The sequence below is a fragment of the Glutamicibacter sp. JC586 genome, from assembly GCF_009805585.1.
Taxonomy (GTDB): domain Bacteria; phylum Actinomycetota; class Actinomycetes; order Actinomycetales; family Micrococcaceae; genus Glutamicibacter.
Genome location: NZ_VHIN01000022.1, coordinates 417,389 through 438,744, shown reverse-complemented (window position 1 = coordinate 438,744; position 21,356 = coordinate 417,389). Strand labels below are relative to the sequence as shown.

20 protein-coding genes are annotated in these 21,356 nt (G+C 56.6%); 6 read left to right on the top strand and 14 right to left on the bottom strand.

Going from position 1 to position 21,356, the window contains the following annotated elements:
* Positions 1–33: 33 nt before the first annotated feature.
* From FJV47_RS15845 to truB, 3 genes are read right to left on the bottom strand one after another with little or no spacing between them, the layout of a single operon-like run.
* The gene (locus FJV47_RS15845; RefSeq protein WP_235026502.1) at positions 34–501 is read right to left on the bottom strand and encodes a hypothetical protein; all 468 of its coding nucleotides are present in this window, start codon (positions 499–501) and stop codon (positions 34–36) included.
* A gap of 11 nt (positions 502–512) precedes the next feature.
* Positions 513–866 carry a hypothetical protein gene (locus tag FJV47_RS15840; RefSeq protein ID WP_235026513.1) on the bottom strand — a complete coding sequence of 118 codons (354 nt, stop codon included), beginning with the start codon at positions 864–866 and terminating at the stop codon, positions 513–515.
* 28 nt (positions 867–894) lie between these two features.
* Complete coding sequence (gene truB, locus FJV47_RS15835) at positions 895–1,818, bottom strand: tRNA pseudouridine(55) synthase TruB (RefSeq protein ID WP_159614670.1); 924 nt, start codon at positions 1,816–1,818, stop codon at positions 895–897.
* A 278-nt stretch (positions 1,819–2,096) separates the two neighbouring features.
* Between truB and FJV47_RS15830 the strand changes: the two genes are divergently transcribed.
* The 4 genes from FJV47_RS15830 to FJV47_RS15815 all read left to right on the top strand — a co-directional run bounded on the left by FJV47_RS15830 (position 2,097) and on the right by FJV47_RS15815 (position 6,017).
* On the top strand, positions 2,097–2,759 hold the full coding sequence (locus FJV47_RS15830; protein WP_159614668.1) for a fasciclin domain-containing protein: 663 nt from the start codon (positions 2,097–2,099) through the stop codon (positions 2,757–2,759).
* A 169-nt stretch (positions 2,760–2,928) separates the two neighbouring features.
* Positions 2,929–3,510, top strand: coding sequence for an ECF RNA polymerase sigma factor SigK (gene sigK / locus FJV47_RS15825; RefSeq protein WP_235026501.1), 582 nt, complete (start codon positions 2,929–2,931; stop codon positions 3,508–3,510).
* Positions 3,510–4,334, top strand: coding sequence for an anti-sigma factor domain-containing protein (locus FJV47_RS15820; protein WP_159614666.1), 825 nt, complete (start codon positions 3,510–3,512; stop codon positions 4,332–4,334). Before sigK ends, FJV47_RS15820 begins: the two co-directional genes overlap by 1 nt.
* Before the next feature lie 198 nt (positions 4,335–4,532).
* A complete protein-coding gene (locus FJV47_RS15815) occupies positions 4,533–6,017 on the top strand; it encodes a molybdopterin-dependent oxidoreductase (protein WP_159614917.1) in 1,485 nt (494 codons plus the stop codon).
* Between the two features lie 15 nt (positions 6,018–6,032).
* Here the strand turns inward: FJV47_RS15815 and FJV47_RS15810 are convergent, their stop codons facing one another.
* The 6 genes from FJV47_RS15810 to FJV47_RS15785 all read right to left on the bottom strand — a co-directional run bounded on the left by FJV47_RS15810 (position 6,033) and on the right by FJV47_RS15785 (position 12,339).
* Positions 6,033–6,479, bottom strand: coding sequence for a YdeI/OmpD-associated family protein (locus tag FJV47_RS15810; protein WP_159614664.1), 447 nt, complete (start codon positions 6,477–6,479; stop codon positions 6,033–6,035).
* Between the two features lie 161 nt (positions 6,480–6,640).
* Positions 6,641–7,075: a 30S ribosome-binding factor RbfA gene (gene rbfA / locus FJV47_RS15805; RefSeq protein WP_159614662.1), complete on the bottom strand. Its 435-nt coding sequence runs from the start codon at positions 7,073–7,075 to the stop codon at positions 6,641–6,643.
* Positions 7,076–7,176: 101 nt separating this feature from the next.
* The gene (infB, locus tag FJV47_RS15800; protein ID WP_159614660.1) at positions 7,177–10,149 is read right to left on the bottom strand and encodes a translation initiation factor IF-2; all 2,973 of its coding nucleotides are present in this window, start codon (positions 10,147–10,149) and stop codon (positions 7,177–7,179) included.
* A gap of 177 nt (positions 10,150–10,326) precedes the next feature.
* Positions 10,327–10,647 (bottom strand): YlxR family protein, encoded by a 321-nt coding sequence (locus tag FJV47_RS16820; RefSeq protein ID WP_159614658.1) that lies wholly within the window; start codon positions 10,645–10,647, stop codon positions 10,327–10,329.
* A 139-nt stretch (positions 10,648–10,786) separates the two neighbouring features.
* Positions 10,787–11,770, bottom strand: coding sequence for a transcription termination factor NusA (gene nusA, locus FJV47_RS15790; protein WP_159614656.1), 984 nt, complete (start codon positions 11,768–11,770; stop codon positions 10,787–10,789).
* Positions 11,771–11,772: 2 nt separating this feature from the next.
* Entirely contained in the window at positions 11,773–12,339 is a 567-nt protein-coding gene (locus FJV47_RS15785; RefSeq protein WP_159614654.1) for a ribosome maturation factor RimP, read from the bottom strand.
* 174 nt (positions 12,340–12,513) lie between these two features.
* Here FJV47_RS15785 and FJV47_RS15780 point away from each other — a divergent pair, with 174 nt between their 5' ends.
* Both FJV47_RS15780 and FJV47_RS15775 read left to right on the top strand, forming a co-directional pair.
* Entirely contained in the window at positions 12,514–13,578 is a 1,065-nt protein-coding gene (locus FJV47_RS15780; RefSeq protein ID WP_159614652.1) for a hypothetical protein, read from the top strand.
* A gap of 453 nt (positions 13,579–14,031) precedes the next feature.
* Positions 14,032–14,481, top strand: a complete 450-nt coding sequence (locus FJV47_RS15775; RefSeq protein ID WP_159614650.1) for a hypothetical protein — start codon at positions 14,032–14,034, stop codon at positions 14,479–14,481.
* Between the two features lie 21 nt (positions 14,482–14,502).
* Here FJV47_RS15775 and FJV47_RS15770 read toward each other — a convergent pair whose 3' ends face one another.
* From FJV47_RS15770 to FJV47_RS15750, 5 genes are all read right to left on the bottom strand, one after another.
* On the bottom strand, positions 14,503–15,291 hold the full coding sequence (locus tag FJV47_RS15770; RefSeq protein ID WP_370515049.1) for a sulfite exporter TauE/SafE family protein: 789 nt from the start codon (positions 15,289–15,291) through the stop codon (positions 14,503–14,505).
* A 58-nt stretch (positions 15,292–15,349) separates the two neighbouring features.
* The gene (locus FJV47_RS15765; protein ID WP_159614646.1) at positions 15,350–17,137 is read right to left on the bottom strand and encodes a proline--tRNA ligase; all 1,788 of its coding nucleotides are present in this window, start codon (positions 17,135–17,137) and stop codon (positions 15,350–15,352) included.
* Between the two features lie 253 nt (positions 17,138–17,390).
* Entirely contained in the window at positions 17,391–19,181 is a 1,791-nt protein-coding gene (locus tag FJV47_RS15760) for an NAD(P)/FAD-dependent oxidoreductase (protein ID WP_159614644.1), read from the bottom strand.
* Between the two features lie 134 nt (positions 19,182–19,315).
* The gene (locus FJV47_RS15755; RefSeq protein WP_159614642.1) at positions 19,316–20,485 is read right to left on the bottom strand and encodes a GAF domain-containing protein; all 1,170 of its coding nucleotides are present in this window, start codon (positions 20,483–20,485) and stop codon (positions 19,316–19,318) included.
* 120 nt (positions 20,486–20,605) lie between these two features.
* Complete coding sequence (locus tag FJV47_RS15750; protein WP_159614640.1) at positions 20,606–21,325, bottom strand: hypothetical protein; 720 nt, start codon at positions 21,323–21,325, stop codon at positions 20,606–20,608.
* Positions 21,326–21,356 lie beyond the last annotated feature (31 nt).

The window sequence follows — 21,356 nt, the reverse complement described above, 5'->3', positions numbered from 1 at the left end:
TAGAAATCCCACCGAGGCAATTCTTACACGTCTCTAGGCGTGACGCTCACTGCGGTTACGGTAAAGCCACCACAAACCAACAAGAGGCAATACCAAGGGAATGTACCCATACCCTTCACCAAATCCGCTCCACACCGAAGGGTGGGCAAAATCTTCGGGGTGTGTTAGGGACAAAATACCCACAACAATCACACCAACAAGCTCGATGCTCACCGCCCACAACGACACTAGCCAAGCTCGTGACTTCGACGAAGACAGTGAGAAGGTAGCCACAATGTAGATCAGCCCCGAGATCAAGGACAGGGTGTAGGCCACGGGCGCTTCATCAAACTTGCTGACAATTTGGTACGCGCCACGTACGGTCGCGGCCAACGCTAGAATGCCGTACACCGCAATAATGACTCGTCCCAAGCCGGTGGAACGACTTGGCTTGGGAGCCTTATCAGCGTTACGGGCTTGCGCAGCCTGCATGATCCGTGAGTTGCGAGGTTTCTGACTCATTTTCTCAATTCCTAGTGCCAGATTTGTTCCATGCGGAACAGCATGATGAAGGTTACGGCTGCCGAGGCTGCCAGCACTGCGTTGGACCAGCGGCTCTTCTCACTGACGGCCCAGAAGAATGCCAGTGGTGGCATGATTAGCGCGGTAATCAGGTAGCCCCAGAATTCCAAGGGGTCACCCTGCACGGCATTTCCCGCAGCTTGCCTGATCCCAGCTCCCACACCATAAACAATCAAAAATAATTCGGTGGCCGCGGCACCAATCAGCGCCCAATCATCGGGGTGCTTGCGAATGATCGTTGCCACGACCGCCACCAGCAATGCCAGTGCGCAGATCACTGCACCGGCGATGAAAAATCCGTTCATTGCAAACAACGGTTCTTCCTTCCGCCGCTTACTTTGCAGTGAAGACTAGTGCGGTGCGAGCTTTATCGCCCTTGTCTTCTAGCAACGCCACCAGCACACCATTCGGCGCAAATGCGGCGACGGTCTGCCCCTGTTCAATATCCATGCTCAGGTGCGAGGCGGGGATGGTGCGTCCGAAGGAAAGCTCAATGGCTTCATCAACGCTGACGGTGCGGTTAGGGAACAATGCGGCAGCAGCCTTTTCGATAGGCAGCATCTCGAACTGTTGAGCCAGCTGCTCAAGGGTGCGAGTTAGCTCAATCTTGTACGGCCCGACTTCGGTGCGGCGCAAGGCGGTCAGGTGTCCGCCAACATCTAACGCTTCGCCTAGATCGCGGGCCAGGGCGCGAATGTAGGTGCCGGAGCTACAAGCAACGGTAACGTCTACGTCCAGAATCTTGCCGCCGTTTTCGCGTCGGATTTCGTGAATCTCAAAGCGTGAAATGGTGACCGGACGGGATTTGAGTTCCACTTGCTCACCAGCCCGCACGCGGGCGTAGGAGCGCTTGCCATCAACCTTGATAGCCGAAACCTGACTGGGCACCTGTTCAATGTCTCCGCGCAGCTTGGCGACTTCACGTTCGATGTCTTCATCACTAACTGCAGCAGCGATGCGCTGAGAAATGATCTCGCCTTCGGCATCATCGGTGACGGTGTTCTGTCCCAGACGGATGGTGGCGGTGTAAGTCTTATCGTGACCAACGATGTAGGTGAGCAAGCGGGTTGCCTTATTAACACCGACGACCAGAACTCCGGTGGCCATTGGGTCTAGGGTGCCAGCATGGCCCACCTTGCGGGTGCCCGCGAGTCGTCGGATGCGACCCACCACATCATGGGAAGTCATTCCCTGATTTTTGTCGACTAGTACCAGGCCCGAGGCCTGCTCTTGCGTGTTCTGCCCGGCTTTACTCACGCTTTCCAGTATATGGGTTGAGCAGAAAATTAGCCTGCCGATGGTTCCCAGCGTGGCCGATCCCACTTGCTGCCCATTTCCATGATCCGGCTGCGTTCCGGGAGCAGGTCCGTCAGTCAGCGAATGTGGCCGGACTACTCCCTGCCCGCGGGAAGCAAAAAAGTTTCAAAAGAATCCAATCCGCAAAGCCTCCAGCCCCGAATGCTCATTGACAACCTGGTCCGCACAGACAGGAAAAACACCGACGACATCAGTCGCGGCGAAGCAAGGAGAAAATCATGAAGCGCACATACAGCAAAGTCGCTGGAGCATTCGGGCTCATCGCAGTCGCCGCCATGGGACTGAGCGCCTGCTCGACCGGTTCGGAAACCATGGAATCGCCCACGGCCTCCGCCACGGAGAGCAGCTCGTCCATGGCCAGCGAATCGGCAATGGATCCGGCAAGCAATCTGGTGGGTAGCGGTTGCGCGGCCTATGCAGAAGCAGTGCCAACCGGTGACGGTTCGGTAGCCGGAATGGCCAAGGATCCAGTGGCCGTCGCAGCTTCGAACAATCCGCTGTTGACCACGCTGACTTCCGCAGTTTCCGGAAAGCTGAACGCAGACGTTGACCTCGTCGACACCCTCAACGGCGGCGAGTTCACCGTCTTCGCCCCAGTCGACGATGCGTTCGCCGCCATCCCCAAGGATGACCTGGCCGCCGTGGCCAAGGACGCGGACACCTTGACCAGCGTCCTGACCTACCATGTGATCCCCGGCCAGATCGCGCCGGATGATCTGCCCGGAACCCATGCAACCGTCCAGGGCGAGGATGTGGAAGTCACCGGCAGCGGCGACGACCTCGAAGTCAATGGCGCTTCGGTCATCTGCGGTGGCGTGCAGACGGCCAACGCGACCGTGTACCTGGTGGACACCGTCCTGATGCCACCAGCCAAAAAGTAGCAACGGCGCAATCGCAAGGCCGGTGGCCTGAAGGTGATGCATGGAGTCCAGATCCAGGCATCACCTTCGCTGGTGCAACGGGCAGTTGCTCCCTCATCGGCAACTTTCGCAAAGCGCCACGGAACAGCAGACAGCGAAACAGACACAGATGCGTGAGACTCTAGGATTCATGAGTTCAAATAGACTCGACTCCATGGAAGACGATTCCGTTCAAACGCCGGACGCCCTGATGCAACAGGTCGCGCTGGGACAAGAAGCTGCCTTCGAATCGCTCTACGATGCCATGGCTTCCCGAGTCTTCGGACTCGTGCTGCGGGTGCTTCGCGACAGGGGGCAGAGTGAAGAAGTTACCCAAGAAGTTTTCGTTGAAGCGTGGCAGCAGGCCCGGCGCTTTGATCCTGCCCGCGGCACCGCAGCCTCCTGGCTGCTGACCATTGCCCACCGCCGGGCCGTGGACCGCGTGCGTTCGAGCCAAGCAAGCCAAGCACGGGATTTGCGCGTTGGAATCAAGGACTTCCAAGACAGCTACGATGATGTGGAAGAGAACGCCATCTTGCACGATGAAACCGTGCGCGTCTCCCAGGCACTGCAACGGCTCAGCGCGCCACAGCGAGAGGCCATACACCTGGCCTACTTTGGCGGATACACCCACCTGGAAGTCGCCGAGATGCTGAAAATACCGGTGGGAACCGCCAAAACGCGAATACGCGATGGAATGAGCAAACTTCGAGACCTGATGGGAGTGGCGTAATGGACAAGCATGAGAACGAGCGAACCGACAGTTTCGCCGCGGATGCCCTGGGAGACAAAGAGCGCGAGCAGCTGCTCAACCAGTCTCCGAATTCCGCCCAGGCTCGCCAAGAACTCGACGCACTTCAGGAAACTGCCGGGCTGCTTGGCTTGGCGGCACAACCGGTCGCGCCTCCGCCACGGTTGAAGGCCAACATCATGTCCGCCATCCGCACCACCGAGCAGCTGCCTCCCGTTGCGGACCAGGCGCCCACCCTGGACAACTCCCCCGCAGCCGCTCCAGCCACCGAGGCCCCGCGGGAACCTGGTTCCGCTTCAGAACCTCCGGTCCAGCAGACAGGAACAGGACGCGGTACGCAGCGCTTCTTTGCCCTGGCCGCCGGTGTGCTGCTACTGGCAGCAGTCGCCTTGGGAGGATTGGCGATCAACCAAACTTCCGAACAGCGCGAGTTGGAGAACAAGATGGCCGCCATGGCCTCGCATGAAGAAGAGCTCACGCGGATTCTGAGCGCCCCTGATGCGAAGTCAAAAACGCAGACCTTGGAGGACGGAGCCCGTATCACTCTTTCCTATTCGGCCAATGAGGGCTTAATGGCTGTTTCCACCTCTGGCATGCCGGCTTTGTCCAGCGACAAGGGCTATGAACTATGGCTGATTTCGGCTGATGGTGCAGTTTCTGCGGGCATGCTCACCGGCCCCGATGCCGATGGCATGATCATGGTTTCAGATCCGATGAAGGACATCACGCATTTCGGGATCACTGTGGAGCCAGCTGCTGGATCCCCTGCCCCGACAACAGATCCCATCATGGTCCAGTCGCTGTGAAGCCGCAAAAACTCTCATAGCCGATTCCAATCCGCATCGAAGGATGTTCCGAATACATGGTGAGTGGTTGTTCCCCTGCGATCGGCAGGGGAACATGGATCGCAACGCATGAGGTGAGTGGCAGTGGGCATTTCAACGAAACGCAACGACAGAGTTCTCGTATTCCACGCGGTGGCTGGATTCTGTTCGGCAGCAGCCATGTTCGCCGTGGCCCAGTTCGCTTCGGCATTTTTTAATAGCGCCTCGTCACCGTTTTTCGCCTTGGGCTCGGCCATCATCGATTTGACTCCCCCGTGGCTCAAGGACTTCGCCATCGCGACCTTCGGCACCAATGACAAGCTGGCGCTGTTCATTTCCATCGCCGTCGTCGCGACGGTCCTCTCCGCGTTGATCGGCCTGCTGGCAAAGCGGAGCTTCGCCCTTGCCTGCACCGCCATCATTGCCTTGGCCGTGGTGATGTCCAGCGCCGTGGCCGCTCGCGCCTCCACCAGCCTGCTTGATATTGTCCCTACGGTACTCGGTGCGATTGCCGGCATCGGCGTTCTGCAGTGGCTCAGTCGGCTGGCAGTAACCACGGCCCCACAGCGCGGCGAGGATGTTGGTCCCTCCGGCCCAAGCCGAAGAGCTTTCCTACTCGCCTCGGGCTTGTCCTTGGCCGCCGCGGCCATTGCCACCGGGGTATCAACTTCGATCTCAGCTTCGCGGAACATGGCCGATGCTGCCCGCAAGGCATTGCGTTTGCCCGCGCCCCGAGCAAAGGCAAAGGCCCTACCTGCTGGGGTTCAGGTCGAAGAAGCGAATATGCCAGATTTTGTTACCCCGAACGAGGACTTCTACCGCATCGATACTGCACTTTCGGTGCCGCAAATCGACCCAGGACAGTGGTCCTTGCGGGTTCATGGGATGGTTGAGAATGAATTCACCATGAACTTCGACGAACTGCTGAACCAGGAGCTCGTGGAAACCTATCTGACGCTGACCTGTGTATCGAATCCGGTCGGAGGCGACTTGGTAGGCAACGCAAAATGGTTGGGATACCCGCTGCGCCAGCTGTTAGAACGCGCGGTTCCTCAAGCCGGCGCCGATATGGTGCTCTCCACCTCGCATGACGGCTTCAGCGCTTCCACCCCGCTGGAAGTCCTGAGAGATGACCGGATGGCTTTGCTTGCGATCGGCATGAACGGCGAGCCGCTACCATTCGAACACGGGTTCCCGGTACGCATGGTAGTTCCCGGTTTGTACGGCTACGTGTCTGCTACCAAATGGGTTGTCGATCTGGAAGTCACCCGCTTCCAGGACAAGGTTGCTTATTGGACTACACGCGGTTGGTCCGAACGCGGTCCCATTAAGCTCTCTTCCCGAATCGATACGCCTCGCCCGTTCGCCAAGGTACCTGCAGGGGATATCGTGCTAGGCGGCACCGCCTGGGCGCAAACCCGTGGCATTTCCCGCGTGCAGGTGCAGATTGATGACGGACCGTGGCAAGATGCAGATTTGGCAGCTGAGGCCTCCTTGGATACATGGCGGCAGTGGCGTTTAGTGTCCAAAGATATGGCGCCCGGCACGCATTCGGCAACTGTGCGCGCCTGTGACGCGCAGGGCCGACTTCAGACCAGCGAGAAAGCCGACCCGGTGCCTAATGGCGCCAGCGGCTGGCAGCGCCTGCAATTCACCGTTGGGTAGGCATCGGTCGGTAACCTATTGGCTGCGCAACGTTTTGATGACTTTTTCGACCCGACGCCCCCGCGTATCTTCACCTCGTGCGGAAATGATGGGGTCTACATGTCCTCGTTGTTTGCTGTAGGACAGTTGGTTCCATGCTTCAAGTAGTTCCGGTTCAGCGCTGAGCAGTACCGCCAGGGGTTCTGGGATTTCGACGGTGCGTGGCTCTTCGTCCAATTCCAGCTTCACGTTTATTTCATCCCCCGCATCTTTGCCTGTGGCCGCGCGGGTTTCTGCGTTAAACGAGATCAAAAACTGTCCGCCCATCGAGGAGATGGTATTGCGGTAGCTGTAGTCATGATCGATGAGAACCGTCACCGGAACACGTTTGCCCCGGCCAAAGGAGTAGACGATCTCATCGGGAACAACGATGCCCACGTTGTTTCCGTTGCTAGCAATGAGAGTGGTGACGAATTCCGGCATCTACCTGCACCTTTGATCGTTTCCGATAATGATTCCTCACGCTATCGCATGAGCAACGTAAACACTAGAGACCCCGGCGTTAAACGTGCAATGCCCGGGTCACTACGCAGTGCGTGGTGTCCCGGGCATTGACCTCAGATCGGTCTCGAGCTCAGAAGCGCTTAGGCTTCTTCTTCCTCGTCGTCCTTCTTGTATGGGTCCTGATCTCCAGCAAAGTCTTTGCCTTCGCGCAAGGCTGCAACTTCTGCATCCTTCTCGCGGGCCTTAGCCAGCAATTCCTCCAGGTGCGAGGCACCCTCAGGGATTTCGTCGGCCACAAATGCCAGCGTTGGGGTCAGGCGAATGGTCAGGTTGCGGCCCAATTCCTTGCGCAGCGCACCGCCGCGCTTTTCAAGCATTTCGGCGATACCCTTCTTCATCTCGTCATCACCAAAGACTGTGTAGTACACCGTGGCGTGCTGTAGGTCGTTGGTGACGCGAGCGTCGGTCACGGTGACGTTATCGATGCGCTCATCTTTGATGACGTTGCGCAGCGACTGGGCCATGAGGACCTGTACGCGCTTAGCCAGGCGTGCGGCGCGGGCTGAATCAGCCATGGTTTTCTCCTAATGGTTCAAAATTCGTGGGCGCTTGACCAAAGTTTATCGGTCAAACGCCCACGAATCAGTGAGTCACACTGCTAATTGCTGGGGAGCAATTAGTCGCGTGGCTTTTCGCGCATCTCGAAGGTCTCGATGATGTCGCCTTCCTTGATGTCGTTGAACGACCCCAGGCCGATACCACATTCGAAGCCTTCGCGGACCTCGGTGACATCGTCCTTTTCGCGGCGCAGCGAGTCGATCGCCAGGTTGTCGCCAACCACGTTGCCATCGCGCACCAGGCGTGCCTTGGAATTGCGCTTGATGGTGCCCGAACGGATGATCGAACCGGCAATGTTGCCGAACTTCGAGGAACGGAAGACCATGCGGATCTCGGCGGTACCGAGGGCCACTTCTTCGTATTCCGGCTTGAGCATGCCCTTGAGCGCTGCTTCGATGTCGTCGATAGCGGAGTAGATGACCGAGTAGAAGCGCATATCCACGCCTTCTTTGTCAGCCAGTTCAGACACACGCTCGGCTGGGCGGACGTTGAAGCCAATGATGATGGCGTTGTCCACGGTAGCCAGGTTGACGTCGTTCTGGGTGATAGCACCCACGCCGCGGTGAATAACGCGCAGCTGAACGTCGTCGCCTACCTCGATCTTCATCAGCGAATCTTCCAGTGCTTCAACAGCACCCGAAGCGTCACCCTTAAGGATCAGGTTCAAGGTATCGATCTTGCCATCTGCAACAGCCTTATCGAAGTCTTCCAAGGTGATGCGCTTACGACGCTTAGCCAGCATTGCGTTACGCTCTGCAGTTTCGCGCTTGTCAGCGATCTGACGAGCGGTGCGCTCATCATCGGTGATCAAGAAGCCGTCGCCGGCGCGTGGCACCGAGGACATACCCAAGACCTGAACTGGACGAGATGGCAGTGCCACATCCAGGTTCTCGCCGTTTTCGTTGAACATTGCACGCACGCGACCGTGGGCGGTGCCCACAACCATGGTGTCGCCGACGCACAAGGTACCGGACTGAACCAGAACGGTGACAACCGAACCGCGACCCTTATCCAGGTTCGCTTCAATGGCTACACCACGAGCGGACTTATCTGGGTTGGCCTGAAGTTCCAGAACATCGGAAGTCAGCAAGACAGCGTCGAGCAACTCATCGATACCCTGCTTCTGCAGTGCAGAGACCTTCACGAACATGGTGTCGCCACCGTATTCTTCAGGAACCAGACCGTATTCGGTGAGCTGGCCCATGACCTTGTCTGGGTTAGCGCCTTCCTTATCGATCTTGTTCACTGCAACGATGATCGGCACACCAGCAGCCTGTGCGTGGTTCAGTGCTTCAACGGTCTGTGGCATGACGCCATCGTCCGCTGCAACAACCAGTACGGCTACGTCGGTGACCTCGGCACCACGAGCACGCATGGCGGTGAACGCCTCGTGACCCGGGGTATCGATGAAGGTCATTGCACGTTCGCGACCTTCGTGTTCGTGGTTGATCTGGTAAGCACCGATGTGCTGGGTGATGCCGCCGTGCTCGCCCTCAATAACGTTGGACTTACGGATAGCGTCAAGCAGTCGAGTCTTACCGTGGTCAACGTGACCCATGATGGTAATAACTGGGGCGCGCTCTTCAAGAACGTCTTCGCCTTCAGCCTCAAGCTCGGCATCCAGGTCCAGGCCGAAGCCTTCGAGCAGTTCCTTGTCTTCGTCCTCTGGGGAGACGACAGAAACCTTGTAGCCTAGCTCTTCGCCGAGGACCTCGAAGGTTGCCTCGTCCAGCGACTGGGTGGAGGTAGCCATTTCACCAAGGTGGAACAGTACGGTCACCAGTGCTGCTGGGTTTGCGCCAATCTTGTCTGCGAAGTCGGTGATCGAAGCACCACGACGCAGGCGGATCTCGGTCTCACCGGTACCGCGAGGTACGTTGACACCGCCCAGGCTTGGAACACTCATCTGCTCCAATTCCTGGCGCTTTGCGCGCTTGGACTTGCGCTGCTTGCCGCGACCGGCGCCTCCCTTACCGAAAGCACCGCCAACACCACCGCGACCGCGTGGTGCACCTGGACGGAAACCGCCACCGGTACCGGCACCGCCGCCGTTGCCGCCACCTGGGCGACCGCGACCGCCGGCACCTGCACCTGGACGACCGCCAGCTGCTGGAGCTGGACGATCGGTGCGGTTAGGCATCATGCGTGGAGTTGCGGAAGTTCCTGCACCTGCTGGGCGTGGACCGCCGGCACCTGCACCAGCAGGACGTGGACCGCCCTGGCCTGCACCCGCTGGGCGTGGGCTACGCTGGCCGTCGCGTGGTGGACGTGGACCGCCCTGACCGTCACGTGCTGGACGCGGGCCACCCTGACCGTCGCGTGCTGGACGTGGACCGCCCTGGCCCTGACCGCCTGGACGTGGGCCGCGCTGGCCGTCACGTGGTGGACGTGGACCGCTCTGACCTTGACCGCCTTCGCCGCGCATACCCTGCTGCGAGGAGAATGGGTTGTTGCCTGGGCGTGGGCCACCCGGACGAGGAGCGCCCGGACGTGGTGCACGGTTGCCATCGCGGTTACCTTCACGGTTTTGTCCGCGACGCTCGCCGGAATCACCCGAACGCATACCCTGCTGGGATGAGAATGGGTTGTTACCCGGGCGTGGTGCCCCTGGCTTTGGTCCCGACTTGGCAGCTGGCTTTGGAGCGGCACCTGGAACAGGTGCACCCGGAGTTGCCTTAGCAGCTGGTGCCGCTGGGGTTGCCGGCGCTGCTGGAGCAGCCGGAGCCGGGGTAGCTGCTGCTGGCTTAGCGGCAGGCTTGGCGCCTGGCTTAGCTGGCGACGAAGCCGCTGGGCTTGGTGCTGGCTTCGATCCCGGCTTTGGTGCGCTCGAGGTTGCTGGCTTTGCTGCAGCCGGCTTGGCTGCTGCTGCGTTGGAACCTGGGAAAGCATCACGCAGTTTGCGTGCTACTGGAGGTTCAACGGTCGAGGATGCAGAGCGAACAAATTCGCCCATATCCTGCAATTTGGTTAGTGCTTCTTTTGAAGTGATTCCGAGCTCTTTAGCGAGCTCGTGAACGCGGGGTTTAGCCACATCTCTCCTGTATCGATGTGATCTGCTCAAACCCCAGTTTCAAAGAAAAAATCTTTAATGCAGGAGGTCTGGCAAATCAGCTGTGTAATTCGTGAAATTCTTCCGTCGCACGGTGGATCACGCAGAACTGATAATTCATCGTTGTGCGCTCAACATTGCCGACTCATCGGGTTGCCATCAGATTTCTGACCCGCTTTCATCATGTTTGCCAGATTGCTGGCGTGTTGCCAGCTGATCTTCGTATGCGGCAAAAGCTTGTACTACCTGCGAGTCATCCACAGCGGACCGGAAGGTCCGCGCGAATGCTTTACGCTGCACAGCTTGCCGCACACACTTTTGTGTACCGTGAGTCCAGGTTCCTCGCCCGAAGGCGGAACCCTGCATATCTAGGCTCACCACAGAAAGTGGATTGCCCTGCGTCAGGACCCAGCGGAGTAACTCGTTTTTGCTGGTTACGGTTCGACAGCCAATGCACGTGCGTTGCTGATGCAGCTTCATGCGAGCGCCGTCGCCACCTTCCCTAGTTGTACGAGCCATCTACTAGTCTAGCGCGTTTGCAAGCCATAGCGCGCATGAGTTCTGACTCACAGGCGCTAGGCTTGCCCACAACGTCCTAGCTATTCTTGACCATCCAGCTTTAGAGCTGTGGCTCCTTGCCACCGGAGGCAGCCAAGATGTCAATGCGCCAGCCGGTCAGCTTGGCAGCCAGACGGGCGTTCTGCCCTTCCTTACCAATAGCCAACGACAGCTGCGAGTCTGGAACGACCACGCGAGCGCGGCGTTCTGCCTCATCAAGGATCTCTACCGAGACAACCTTCGATGGGGACAAGGCAGCGGCGATGAACTTCGCAGGATCCTCGTTGTAGTCAACGATGTCGATCTTCTCGTCGTTCAGCTCATTCATCACGGCGCGGACGCGAGTACCCATTTCACCGATGCAAGCGCCCTTGGCGTTAACGCCAGGCTTGGTGGCACGCACAGCAATCTTGGTGCGGTGTCCGGCCTCGCGAGCCAGCGCCTCAACCACGACGGTGCCGTCAGCGATTTCAGGAACTTCCATTTCGAACAGCAAGCGAACCATGCCTGGGTGCGAACGTGACAGGGTCACAGCTGGACCTTTGTTGCCGCGTTCAGCCGAAACAACGTAGGCGCGCAGGCGATTGCCGTGCTGGTACTTCTCGCCTGGGGACTGCTCAACTGGTGGCAGTAGTGCCTCTAGGTCGCCGATCTTTACCTGCACCATATGTGCCGAGTAACCCTGCTGGATTACGCCGGAGATCAAAGTTCCAACACGGGCCGTGTACTCGCCAACAACCTGCGCGTCTTCAGCTTCGCGCAGACGCTGCATGATGACCTGACGAGCGGTGGAGGCAGCGATGCGTCCAAAGCCGTGAGGGGTGTCGTCGAATTCACCGAGCAACACACCAGCGTTGTCGCGGTCTTCAACCATGATGGCAACGTGGCCGGTGGCGCGCTCAATGTGAGCACGCGCCCCTGGCATGGCGCCTTCGGTCTTGTTGTAAGCCAGCAGCAATGCCGACTCGATGGTTGGGATCAGTACATCCATCGGGATGTCGCGGTCTTTTTCCAGAATACGCAGAGCGTTGAGATCAATATCCACGCTTAGCCCTCCAAATCTTCAGAATCAACGGTGTCCAATAGTGCGTCATCGAAGTTCAGTTCTGGATCGACAACAGCTTTACGAATATTTTCAAAAGGGTGGAGGGCAGGCTCAAGAACCTTAGTCTTCATACCCTTCTTAGCCGGCTCACGGTGCTCGGCGACAAGAACGTCAGCGTCATTAACTTCCAACAAACGTCCACGCAGTTTGGCGCCGTCACTCAAGGAAATTTTCACCATGCGGTTCAGAGCACGAACCCAGTGACGCTGTGCTGTCAGTGGGCGTGAGAGCCCTGGGGAGCTCACTTCGAGTTCGTAAGGATCTGCTGCTGCGTAAGCAGCGTCCTTGTCCAGAGCGTTGGAGATTGTGGTCGTTACTTCACCAAGTTCATCAAGATTCACCGAATCATTGCCGTCGGCTTTGTCGACGATGATCTGCACGATCATCTGCTTGCCAGAAGGACGCAAAGTGACTTCTTCTAACAGAAGCCCGTGGGATTCTACTTCTTTGGAAAGCAATGCAGTCAGTCGCTGCGCTTCCTGTTCGGTATCGGCCGGCATTCCGGTCATGGATATCCTCCCACGCTATTCGATGTTGTCCATTAAGCGTATAGTGCGTTTCGCTCGTTGAGAACTATCAACCGGCCTCAGGTGAAAGAACTCACGAACTTTTTCCCCGTAGGGTGGCGCGCGACACGAGATTAGGCCTAAATTTGCGGCCGAACGTGAAATGATCGAATCGCTATGACTGAAAAATTTCCTCACTCCAATGGCCGCAAACAGAGCGTTTCACGGGCACCTATTTGGATCGCACCAGCACTAGGTGGCGTGGTGGCTGCGGCACTTACTTGGGGAATTGGCAGCACGGTCTTTCATGGCGCACTGGTTGACCGCGGCTTGCCTCAGGAGGTTCAGTCGGCGAGTGTCGATGAGAGGTCCTTGTGGATTCATGGTGCGCAGCTGGCAGATCTTGCCGCGCGTGCAAACCATTTAGCCGGTCTCACCGATGGCGACAGTGCAGACGCATTGGCAAATTTGGGAGCATCTCTCGCGCAGGGCGCAGCGTTGCTCGGAGAATTGCAGTTCGAAGAGGAATCCGCCACCGAACTGCCGCAGTCCTACTCCCCGGAAGAAGCGACGGCAGTAGCTCAAGATGTGGCCACAATGTCAGCCAACCTACCGTCACTGAAAAATCCGTCATTACAAACAGTGAAGCTTCTGTCGCAGATATCCTTTCAGACCAATGCGGACGCCCATCAGGTAGTGAATTCAATAGGCGAGAAGAATCCACCGGAACTTGCCATGCCGTTGAGCGAAGATGCTGGGCAACAAGAGACCGAACCGGTAAGTTGCCTGCCTGATGGAAATCTTCTGAACGATGATATCGAGGTCAAGAACCCTGAGGACTTTGAGTCTGTCACTGTTGCCCGCGCTCTGGACCGTGGATACGCCTTGGATTACACATTGCAATTACAGGCAGCACGTGGTGAAGCCGCAGCCTCTGAATCCATTGAAAAGCGTCGAACAGTGCTCAACAAGCGGTTGGCGAGTCTTCGTTCAGTAGTAGATTCACAGTGCGGTGATTTGCGCCAGCCTGCCTACGCGCTGCCCGAGGATGGCCTGAAGAATCTAGACTCGATCGTTTCCGAAGCGAGCGAAGATTTCGATCAAGCATTAGTTCTTGCTTCCGGGAGTTCTGATGGTTCGACCCAGTCACAGATCGCTGCTGTGACCTTTGAAGTGCTCAAAAGCGAGTCAGCGTCCGATCCTGATCATCGCATCTTAGAGTCTGGTACCGGCGTCAATTAGAACCGAATCAACCCTGGAATTTGATCTTGTTGCCCTACACCAGATCTATAACAAAATAATCACGACGGTAATATTTTCCGCCACTAAGTGTGAAACCGTGACGATAATTTACAGCCGCTGACTACCGCGTCGAGACAGATCATTATCTGTTCTCCCTGCATTCGAATACGCTACAGTGCCAAAAAAGTCCTAGACAGCCACTCCTTCGAAATTACTGACGACATTGTCGTACAGGAGGTTATTCCTCCGTGTAGCATTGTGGAAACAAATTCGGGATTATCGAAAAGCCTTCAGGAACATCGCACTCTCGCTATTCCTGTACAAAACGGCTAGGGTGAAATCAAGGTTCAACAGTTCAAGTTTTCACTGTCGCAGATTATGTGGAAACCGGAAACAAGCGAGCCTTGCATGGGGATCCGGACACTCGTTACAACAGTGTATACAGGAGGATGGATGATGCCAGGTCGATTTGTACGATCTAAAATTGCAGAACTTGTCAGTGAAATTATTAATTCTCGACAAGGCCGTGCCCAACTCAGCGCGCACGGTTGGTCTCAAGGTATGCCGATTGTCATCGCGCAACCGGAAGAGAGCCTGAGCGACGTGATGTCCTTGGTCGCAGCTCACCAACCACCGGTACTAGTTGCCACCACCGACCCATCAAATGGGGACTTGTGGTTTATGTACGTCTCCATCGGCTGCACAGCCCTGCAGGTTGTTGACCCGTTGCCGAAAGAAACCACCATCGAGCAGCTGTATCGCTCGTCATTGGAATCAAGCTTCCTAACCTTCCGCATTGAACAAATGCCCGCCAGTTCAGTGGTCCACGCTATCGCCCCACAGCACGTGAAGCATGAAAGCGGCTACACAACGGTTGAAGCTTCCACAGCAAGCACGCTCTAAATCAGGTCTGCTCAACAGTAGTTAGTCGGCGAGGATCATGTCCGAGCCAAGCTTGATAATTAGCGCGCTAACAACAACGACAAAAACAATTCGGATGAATCCACTACCTTTGGATATGGCCATACGCGCACCGAGGTAGCCACCAATCATGTTCATCACTCCCATGGCTATTCCCAAACCAACCAACACATGGCCCGTCGGCACAAAAAGCAATAGTGCACCCAAATTGGTGCACAGGTTAACGATCTTTGCTTTCGCTGAGGACTGCAGAAAGTTGTAACCGAGCACCGTGACCATGGAGATAATCAGGAATGAGCCTGTTCCTGGACCAACCATGCCGTCGTAACCGCCGATTATTACCCCAATGGCCAGCGCCCGAACATAGTGCTGGCGACCAACGTAGCGTAAGCGTGAAAGCTCCCCGGCTCTTGGTTTAAAGATAGTAAAGAGCAATACAGCAATCAGGGCGGCAATGATAATTGGTTTGATTGCCTGCGAGGGAAGAATTGTCGCCAATCCGGCGCCACCAAAGGCACCAACCAACGCGGTCAACGCCATCGGGATGGCGGTTCTTAAATCCGGACTCGTGCGCCGATAGTAGGTGACGGCACTGGTCGCAGTACCAAAAATTGACCCGAGCTTATTGGTCGCAAGGGCTTGCACCGGAGTGATGCCTGGAAAAAGAAGTAGCGCGGGCAATTGAATCAGGCCACCGCCGCCAACCACCGCATCAATCCATCCTGCGCCTAAGGCTGCAATCAGCAGCAGCAACAAAGGCCAGACGGAGACCGGTTCACCGTTGACGGACAGAAATTCCAAAACTTCTTGCACCGCACTACTCCCCTATTCAGTTTTTGTGTACAGCGTTTTACGCGCTGAGCTGGGCGACCACGTCTTCGACCTTGACGTCTTGACGCTCACCGGTAGCCCGGTCCTTGACTTCCACAACGCCGTCGGCCAAACCTCGACCAACCACAACGATGGTTGGCACGCCGATCAGTTCTGCGTCCGAGAACTTCACGCCGGCAGAGAGCTTTGGACGGTCATCAAGAATCACGTCTTGCCCGGCAGCCTCAAACTCATTCGCCAACTTCTCAGCAGCTTCAAGCAACTCTGGGCCCTTACCGGTCACCACAATGTGAATCTGTGCCGGTGCGATCTGCTTTGGCCAAGTCAAGCCGTTGTCGTCGTGGTAGGTTTCGGCCAAAGCCGCCACCGCACGGGTCACGCCAACACCGTAGGAACCCATGGTGACCACGGTCAGCTTACCGTTCTGGTCAAGAACCCTCAGGTCAAGTGCTTCGGCGTACTTGCGTCCCAGCTGGAAGATGTGTCCCATTTCGATACCGCGCTCGGTGCGCAGTGGACCGGATCCGTCCGGTGCTGGGTCACCTTCGAGAACATTGACTGCCTCGATGGTTCCATCAACGGCGAAGTCTCGGCCAGCGACCAATCCGAAGACGTGCTTGCCCTTTTCATTGGCACCGGTGATCCAGGTGGTGCCCGAAACTACACGGGGATCAACCAGGTAGGTGATGCCACTCTCGGTGTCCTTACCCAGTAGCTGCTTCTCCATACCCAATGCTGGGCCGAGGTACCCGGTGACGATCTCAGGGTGGCTCTTTAAGTCTTCGGCGGTAGCCTGTTCCACGCCAACTTCGCCACTGATGCCTAGTGCGATGCCAACGGTTGCTTCCAAACGCTTCTCGTCAACCTGGCGGTCGCCGGGAATGCCCAGAACAACTAGGTGGCGGTTGCCTTCTGGATCGATGACCGCAAGCACCACGTTCTTCAGGGTGTCTTTGGCTTCCCAAGCACGGTCCTGACGTGGTCGCAGTTCGTTGGCTGCGGCCACCAAGGTGGCGATGGTTGGGGTATCCGGGGTGTCGATGACTTCAAATGATGGCGCATTGGTGAAATCAATTTCCTCAGGCACCACCGTGGTCACTGCTTCCACGTTGGCCGCATATCCGCCTGGCGAACGCACGAAGGTGTCTTCGCCAATTGGGGTTGGGTGGAGGAATTCTTCCGATTTGGAACCACCCATGGCGCCAGCCTGAGCGAAGACTGGAACAACTTCTAGTCCCAAACGCTCAAAGATCTTCAGGTATGCGCCGCGGTGGGCCATGTAAGCCTCGTCCAGACCCTCATCATCGATATTGAAAGAGTACGAGTCCTTCATGATGAATTCACGTCCGCGTAGCAGGCCCGCGCGTGGACGCGCTTCATCGCGGTACTTGTTCTGGATCTGGTACAGATACACCGGAAGATCCTTGTACGAGTTGTACAGGTCCTTGACCAGCAGGGTGAACATTTCCTCGTGGGTTGGTGCCAAGAGGTAGTCCGCGTCTTTGCGGTCCTTCAGTCGGAACAGCCCGTCACCATATTCGGTCCAGCGACCGGTCTGTTCGTAGGGCTCGCGAGGAAGTAGCGCCGGGAAGTGAACTTCCTGGCCACCGATAGCGTTCATTTCTTCGCGCACAATAGCTTCAACGCGCGCAAGAACTTTCAAGCCCAGCGGCAACCACGTGTAGATACCCGGTGCTGCGCGGCGGATATAACCAGCGCGAACCAACAGCTTGTGGCTGGCGACTTCGGCGTCAACCGGATCTTCACGCAGGGTGCGCAAGAAGGTAGTGGAAAGCTTCAAAACCACTGAGGGGCGTCCTATTCCGTCCGTCGACTCGGAAGAAGGTAATCCGGTGCCGACTAGCTATGCAAAATCAAAAGGGTTTTTGGCCGCAAAGTCGACCAGTTCTAATGCTACCGCTTCGCGCCACTTCCCAATAAATTCAAGGGGAATCCACTAGATCGTGTTGCGGATTTTCTTCCTCACACACAGGTAGGGAAGATCCCAAGAATAAGGATCTCCCCTACCTGTTCGACGCTGATCTAGCAGGTTTGATTTTTTAAGACTGATGGAACGTCTCGGCGAGCGCGTACACCGGGGTGGCTAGCCCCTCATAACGCGCCTTGAGTTGCAACCCCAAGTACTTGGAATAGTGCCGCGACTGGTGCAGGTTGCCACCGTGGAACCATAGGTTCTTCACCTTGGTCGGCTTCCACATGTTTCGTAGTTCCCCTTGCCATGGGCCCGGATCTTTGGTGGTTCCCGAACCAAATCCCCAGCACTTGCCTACTTCGTCGGCAACGTCTTGGGAGATGAGCTTGGCAGCCCACCCGTTCATTGAACCGTAGCCGGTCGCGTAGACCACTGCATCTGCTGGCAGTTGTGTGCCATCGGCGAGTACCACGGCATTTTCACTCAGGTGAGAAACTTCGCCCTTGGCCAGTGCTATGGATCCGTCGGCCACTAACTCGCTGGCACCAATATTGATGTAATAGCCCGAACCACGACGCAGGTACTTCAAAAATAGTCCAGAATCATCGTCACCGAAGTCCAAGTCGAAGCCCACATCTTCCAGGGACTGATAGAACTCGGCGTCAACTTCACGAATCTTGTCAAAAATTGGCCTATGGAAATCAGGCAAGACCTTATAGGGAATCGATGCGAAGATCAGGTCCGCTTTATTGTGGTCAATTCCTGCTTCCAAAGCCTCTTCCGAATAGAGGCCACCCAACACGTACTTCATCAACGATTCCGACCGGACGATGTGCGTGCTCGAACGTTGCACCATCGTTGGTTTGGCACCGTTTTGAACCAGGTCTGCGCAAATGTCATGGGCAGAGTTGTTGGCCCCAATTACCACAACGTTTTTGCCCGCGTAACGCTCGCCGCCGGGGTGGGTGGATGAGTGGTTTTGTTCACCGGTGAAAATCTCGGCGCCCGGGTAGTGCGGAATATTGGGAACACCTGACATCCCGGTAGCCAGGACAAGCTGTGTTGGGCGCAGTGTCACCGGTACACCATCACGCACCACCTCTACAATCCATCCTTCACCTTCTGGATCTTGGCGTGCACTCTTCGCTTCCGTCAAGGACCAGTAATCCAGTTCCATGAGCTTGGTATAGCTTTCAAGCCAGTCCCCCATTTTGTCCTTCGGGGTAAACACCGGCCAGTGATCGGGAAAGTCAATGTAGGGCATATGGTCGTACCAAACCGGGTCATGGAGAGCCAGTGAGTGGTAACGCGAGCGCCATTGATCTCCTGGCCGCGGATGTTTGTCGATGACAAGGGCAGGCACGCCCATGCGCTTGAGTCGGGCAGCCAGCCCGATGCCTCCCTGGCCGCCTCCAATGATCAGGGTGTAGGGCTGCTCGGTAATTCCTATGGATAGCTGCTGTTCGGTGCGTCGATCCAGCCAGTTTTCTTTGCTCATGGATGAACCATGTTCGGCGCCGCGTTCGCGAAGTTTCCCTGCTGGTTCAGGGTACTCGACCAACGACTGAGCTGTGCTCAATAAAGTCCAGCACTTCCCCTGACGCAGCCTGAAGAGACCCAGACCTTGGATGGCATCATTGTCGAAGGTGTACCACGCTTCGATAACCCCGTCGTTTTCTTCCGCACTGGTCACTTGGATATTCCTAGGCCAGGAGCCGCGGTCAACGCCCAAGAGCATCTTGGCAATGTCTTCGCGTCCTTCGGAGGTATGCAGATTCCAGGTCAAGGCGGTGAGATCTCGCCAATAGGACTCTTCACCAAATAGTTCGATGGCCTGTTCGACATCGCCGGCGCCCAGTGCTACTTCAAGTGCTTTGCCCCATTCTTGGGCTTGGGACAGTGCTTCATTGCTTGACATCTTCATCACTTCAATTCGTTCGAAGTCCGGAAAAATTCACGGCGTTCATACCGCCTTGAAGTAAGAATATGACGTGCGTCACAAAAGAGAAGCGTTGCAAAAGGTTGCACCCAAAGAAGAAAGCTCATGTGCTGCTATTGATTAACGATAGGAACAACCAATCGATATGGACGCGACGCAATGACTCCGGGCAGTTTGGCTCGGAGCCTAGAAATCTCCGCCCTGATGGTTACCTGTGGAGTGGACGGTGGCCACAATAATCGCAATTGTTCGGCATCCACTCCGTGGGTATGTCGAGACAATAACTCGATGATTTGCCAGTGCTTCTCCCCCAAAACTACGAGAGACGTTCCCGTGGCAGCATGAATCATCACCTGTCGCTGAGGACCGAAGCACAGTTGGAGACTCATACCTTCTTTCGTCCGGGTGAAAATCCAACCACCTACGGTACGCAGAGCATCAACCGGACCCAATGCATCGACCCAGACGTGCCCTTCGGCTAGACCCGGCGGCAGATGTACCTTACCGCCGGTACTAAAACCCCGGCTTGCCGCAACCGAACCGTGCGAATCTACCAGGACAAATTCCCCTTGAGGCAATTCGCTCGTGAGCTCGAGCCGTTGCATTTTTAGCTTGTGCTCCGCAAGCAATAGGGATTCAGCTTCTTTGGCAACGGAGGAGACTAGAGCAAGCGAGTGAGGGTGTGCCGTTCGAAACGATCCGGCCAGAGTCACCGTACCCACCAACGCAGTGGTCGCCGGGTTCACAACAGGCGCTGAGGTACACACCCAAGAATGTTGCTCTTCACGGGCATGCTCTGGGCCAAAGATCTGCACAGGTAGCATCTCCGCCATGGCCGCGCCGATCCCGTTGGTCCCGACATCACTTTCGCGCCATCTGGCTCCTGAAACGAATCCTATTCCGTCACTTCGACGTCGGATGGTCGATGGTCCCAGTACCCACAGCACGTATCCTTGCTCGTCAGAAATCACCAACTGGTTTCCGGCTTGAGTCGCCATGGACAGGAGGCGATCCTTGAACAGATCAACCAAATCAACAAGCTGCTCATTGGACTCGCGCTTTTCGCGCACCGCGGAAGCGTCCAATGGCACGATGTTTTTGCCTAGCGACCCGGCTCGTGACCACGACCGCGCAACCACCGGGCGCACGACTTCTTCAATGCGTGTTCCCTCAGCCCATGATTGATGCAAGGATTTGAGGCTCCGCGCTTTAGCCGCCGGGTCTTCGCCCGCAGTTAAGGCTGCCTGAATTAGCCCCCGCGGGCCACGTTGCTCCACAGTCATTTATTGAGAATGCCACGTCGACACAATGCTTGGGAAGTGCCACTCAGGTTTTTAATCACCGAAGGCTCCCCTACAGATCGAGGTGACCTGCAAAGGAGCCGTTCGAAGTTTCAGTATTGACTACTTCGCAGTTTCCTTAATCTTGGCGACGCCCTTGTTCAGCTCGGTGGTGAGCTTCTTGAGTACATCTGCCTCGGACTCGCTTCCGTCTCCACCCGAGTAGGCGATGACGACAGCGTTATTTCCAACGAGTCCCTGAATCTGGTATGCACCACCAGGGAACTCTTGGCCGTTGACCGTCATGCTGGTCTGGGTAGCGATAGTGGTGTCTGCATCAGAGGACGCATCGAGGATCTTGGCTGATGCGGAGATCTCTTGTCCAGACATGGACATGGTGAACTTGTCACAGCCCTGCATGTCTTTCTTTTCGGCCATTTCCTTGGTCTTGTCTAGTTTGGCCGTGTCCTCATAACCAGCGACTGAATACGTCGTCGATGCGGTACCGCCACTGGTAATCATGGCAACAGCCATATTAATTCCATCAAGATCCTCGGTACCCTGCTGGGTGACCAGTTCGGCGCACTTCTCCGGCTTGATATTCATCTGCTCAATCAGCTTCTTGGAATCCGGCAGTGCTGACTTGAGCGTCTCGCTGTCCAAGACCTTTGCATCGGAGTCGTCTCCAACCAATGATTTAACGACGGTGGTGGTCTGTTCGGCAGTCAGCGCTTTGGCTTCATCGCCACCGTTGCTACCTGCAGAGTTGTCGCTGGCGCCGCCACAACCGGTCAAAGCGAATGCTGCCGCGATCGGTAGCACCCACAGAGCTTGCTTCTTCATGATGTAATCCTCACGTCGGTGATGAAATGCA

What these genes read in the sequence shown, in the direction of transcription:
- FJV47_RS15845 (WP_235026502.1), bottom strand. Translation starts at nt 501, where the DNA reads ATGAGTCAGAAACCTCGCAACTCACGGATCATGCAGGCTGCGCAAGCC.
- FJV47_RS15840 (WP_235026513.1), bottom strand. Translation starts at nt 866, where the DNA reads ATGAACGGATTTTTCATCGCCGGTGCAGTGATCTGCGCACTGGCATTG.
- FJV47_RS15830 (WP_159614668.1), top strand. Translation starts at nt 2,097, where the DNA reads ATGAAGCGCACATACAGCAAAGTCGCTGGAGCATTCGGGCTCATCGCA.
- sigK (WP_235026501.1), top strand. Translation starts at nt 2,929, where the DNA reads ATGAGTTCAAATAGACTCGACTCCATGGAAGACGATTCCGTTCAAACG.
- FJV47_RS15820 (WP_159614666.1), top strand. Translation starts at nt 3,510, where the DNA reads ATGGACAAGCATGAGAACGAGCGAACCGACAGTTTCGCCGCGGATGCC.
- FJV47_RS15815 (WP_159614917.1), top strand. Translation starts at nt 4,533, where the DNA reads ATGTTCGCCGTGGCCCAGTTCGCTTCGGCATTTTTTAATAGCGCCTCG.
- FJV47_RS15810 (WP_159614664.1), bottom strand. Translation starts at nt 6,479, where the DNA reads ATGCCGGAATTCGTCACCACTCTCATTGCTAGCAACGGAAACAACGTG.
- rbfA (WP_159614662.1), bottom strand. Translation starts at nt 7,075, where the DNA reads ATGGCTGATTCAGCCCGCGCCGCACGCCTGGCTAAGCGCGTACAGGTC.
- FJV47_RS16820 (WP_159614658.1), bottom strand. Translation starts at nt 10,647, where the DNA reads ATGAAGCTGCATCAGCAACGCACGTGCATTGGCTGTCGAACCGTAACC.
- FJV47_RS15785 (WP_159614654.1), bottom strand. Translation starts at nt 12,339, where the DNA reads ATGACCGGAATGCCGGCCGATACCGAACAGGAAGCGCAGCGACTGACT.
- FJV47_RS15780 (WP_159614652.1), top strand. Translation starts at nt 12,514, where the DNA reads ATGACTGAAAAATTTCCTCACTCCAATGGCCGCAAACAGAGCGTTTCA.
- FJV47_RS15775 (WP_159614650.1), top strand. Translation starts at nt 14,032, where the DNA reads ATGATGCCAGGTCGATTTGTACGATCTAAAATTGCAGAACTTGTCAGT.
- FJV47_RS15760 (WP_159614644.1), bottom strand. Translation starts at nt 19,181, where the DNA reads ATGTCAAGCAATGAAGCACTGTCCCAAGCCCAAGAATGGGGCAAAGCA.
- FJV47_RS15755 (WP_159614642.1), bottom strand. Translation starts at nt 20,485, where the DNA reads ATGACTGTGGAGCAACGTGGCCCGCGGGGGCTAATTCAGGCAGCCTTA.
- FJV47_RS15750 (WP_159614640.1), bottom strand. Translation starts at nt 21,325, where the DNA reads ATGAAGAAGCAAGCTCTGTGGGTGCTACCGATCGCGGCAGCATTCGCT.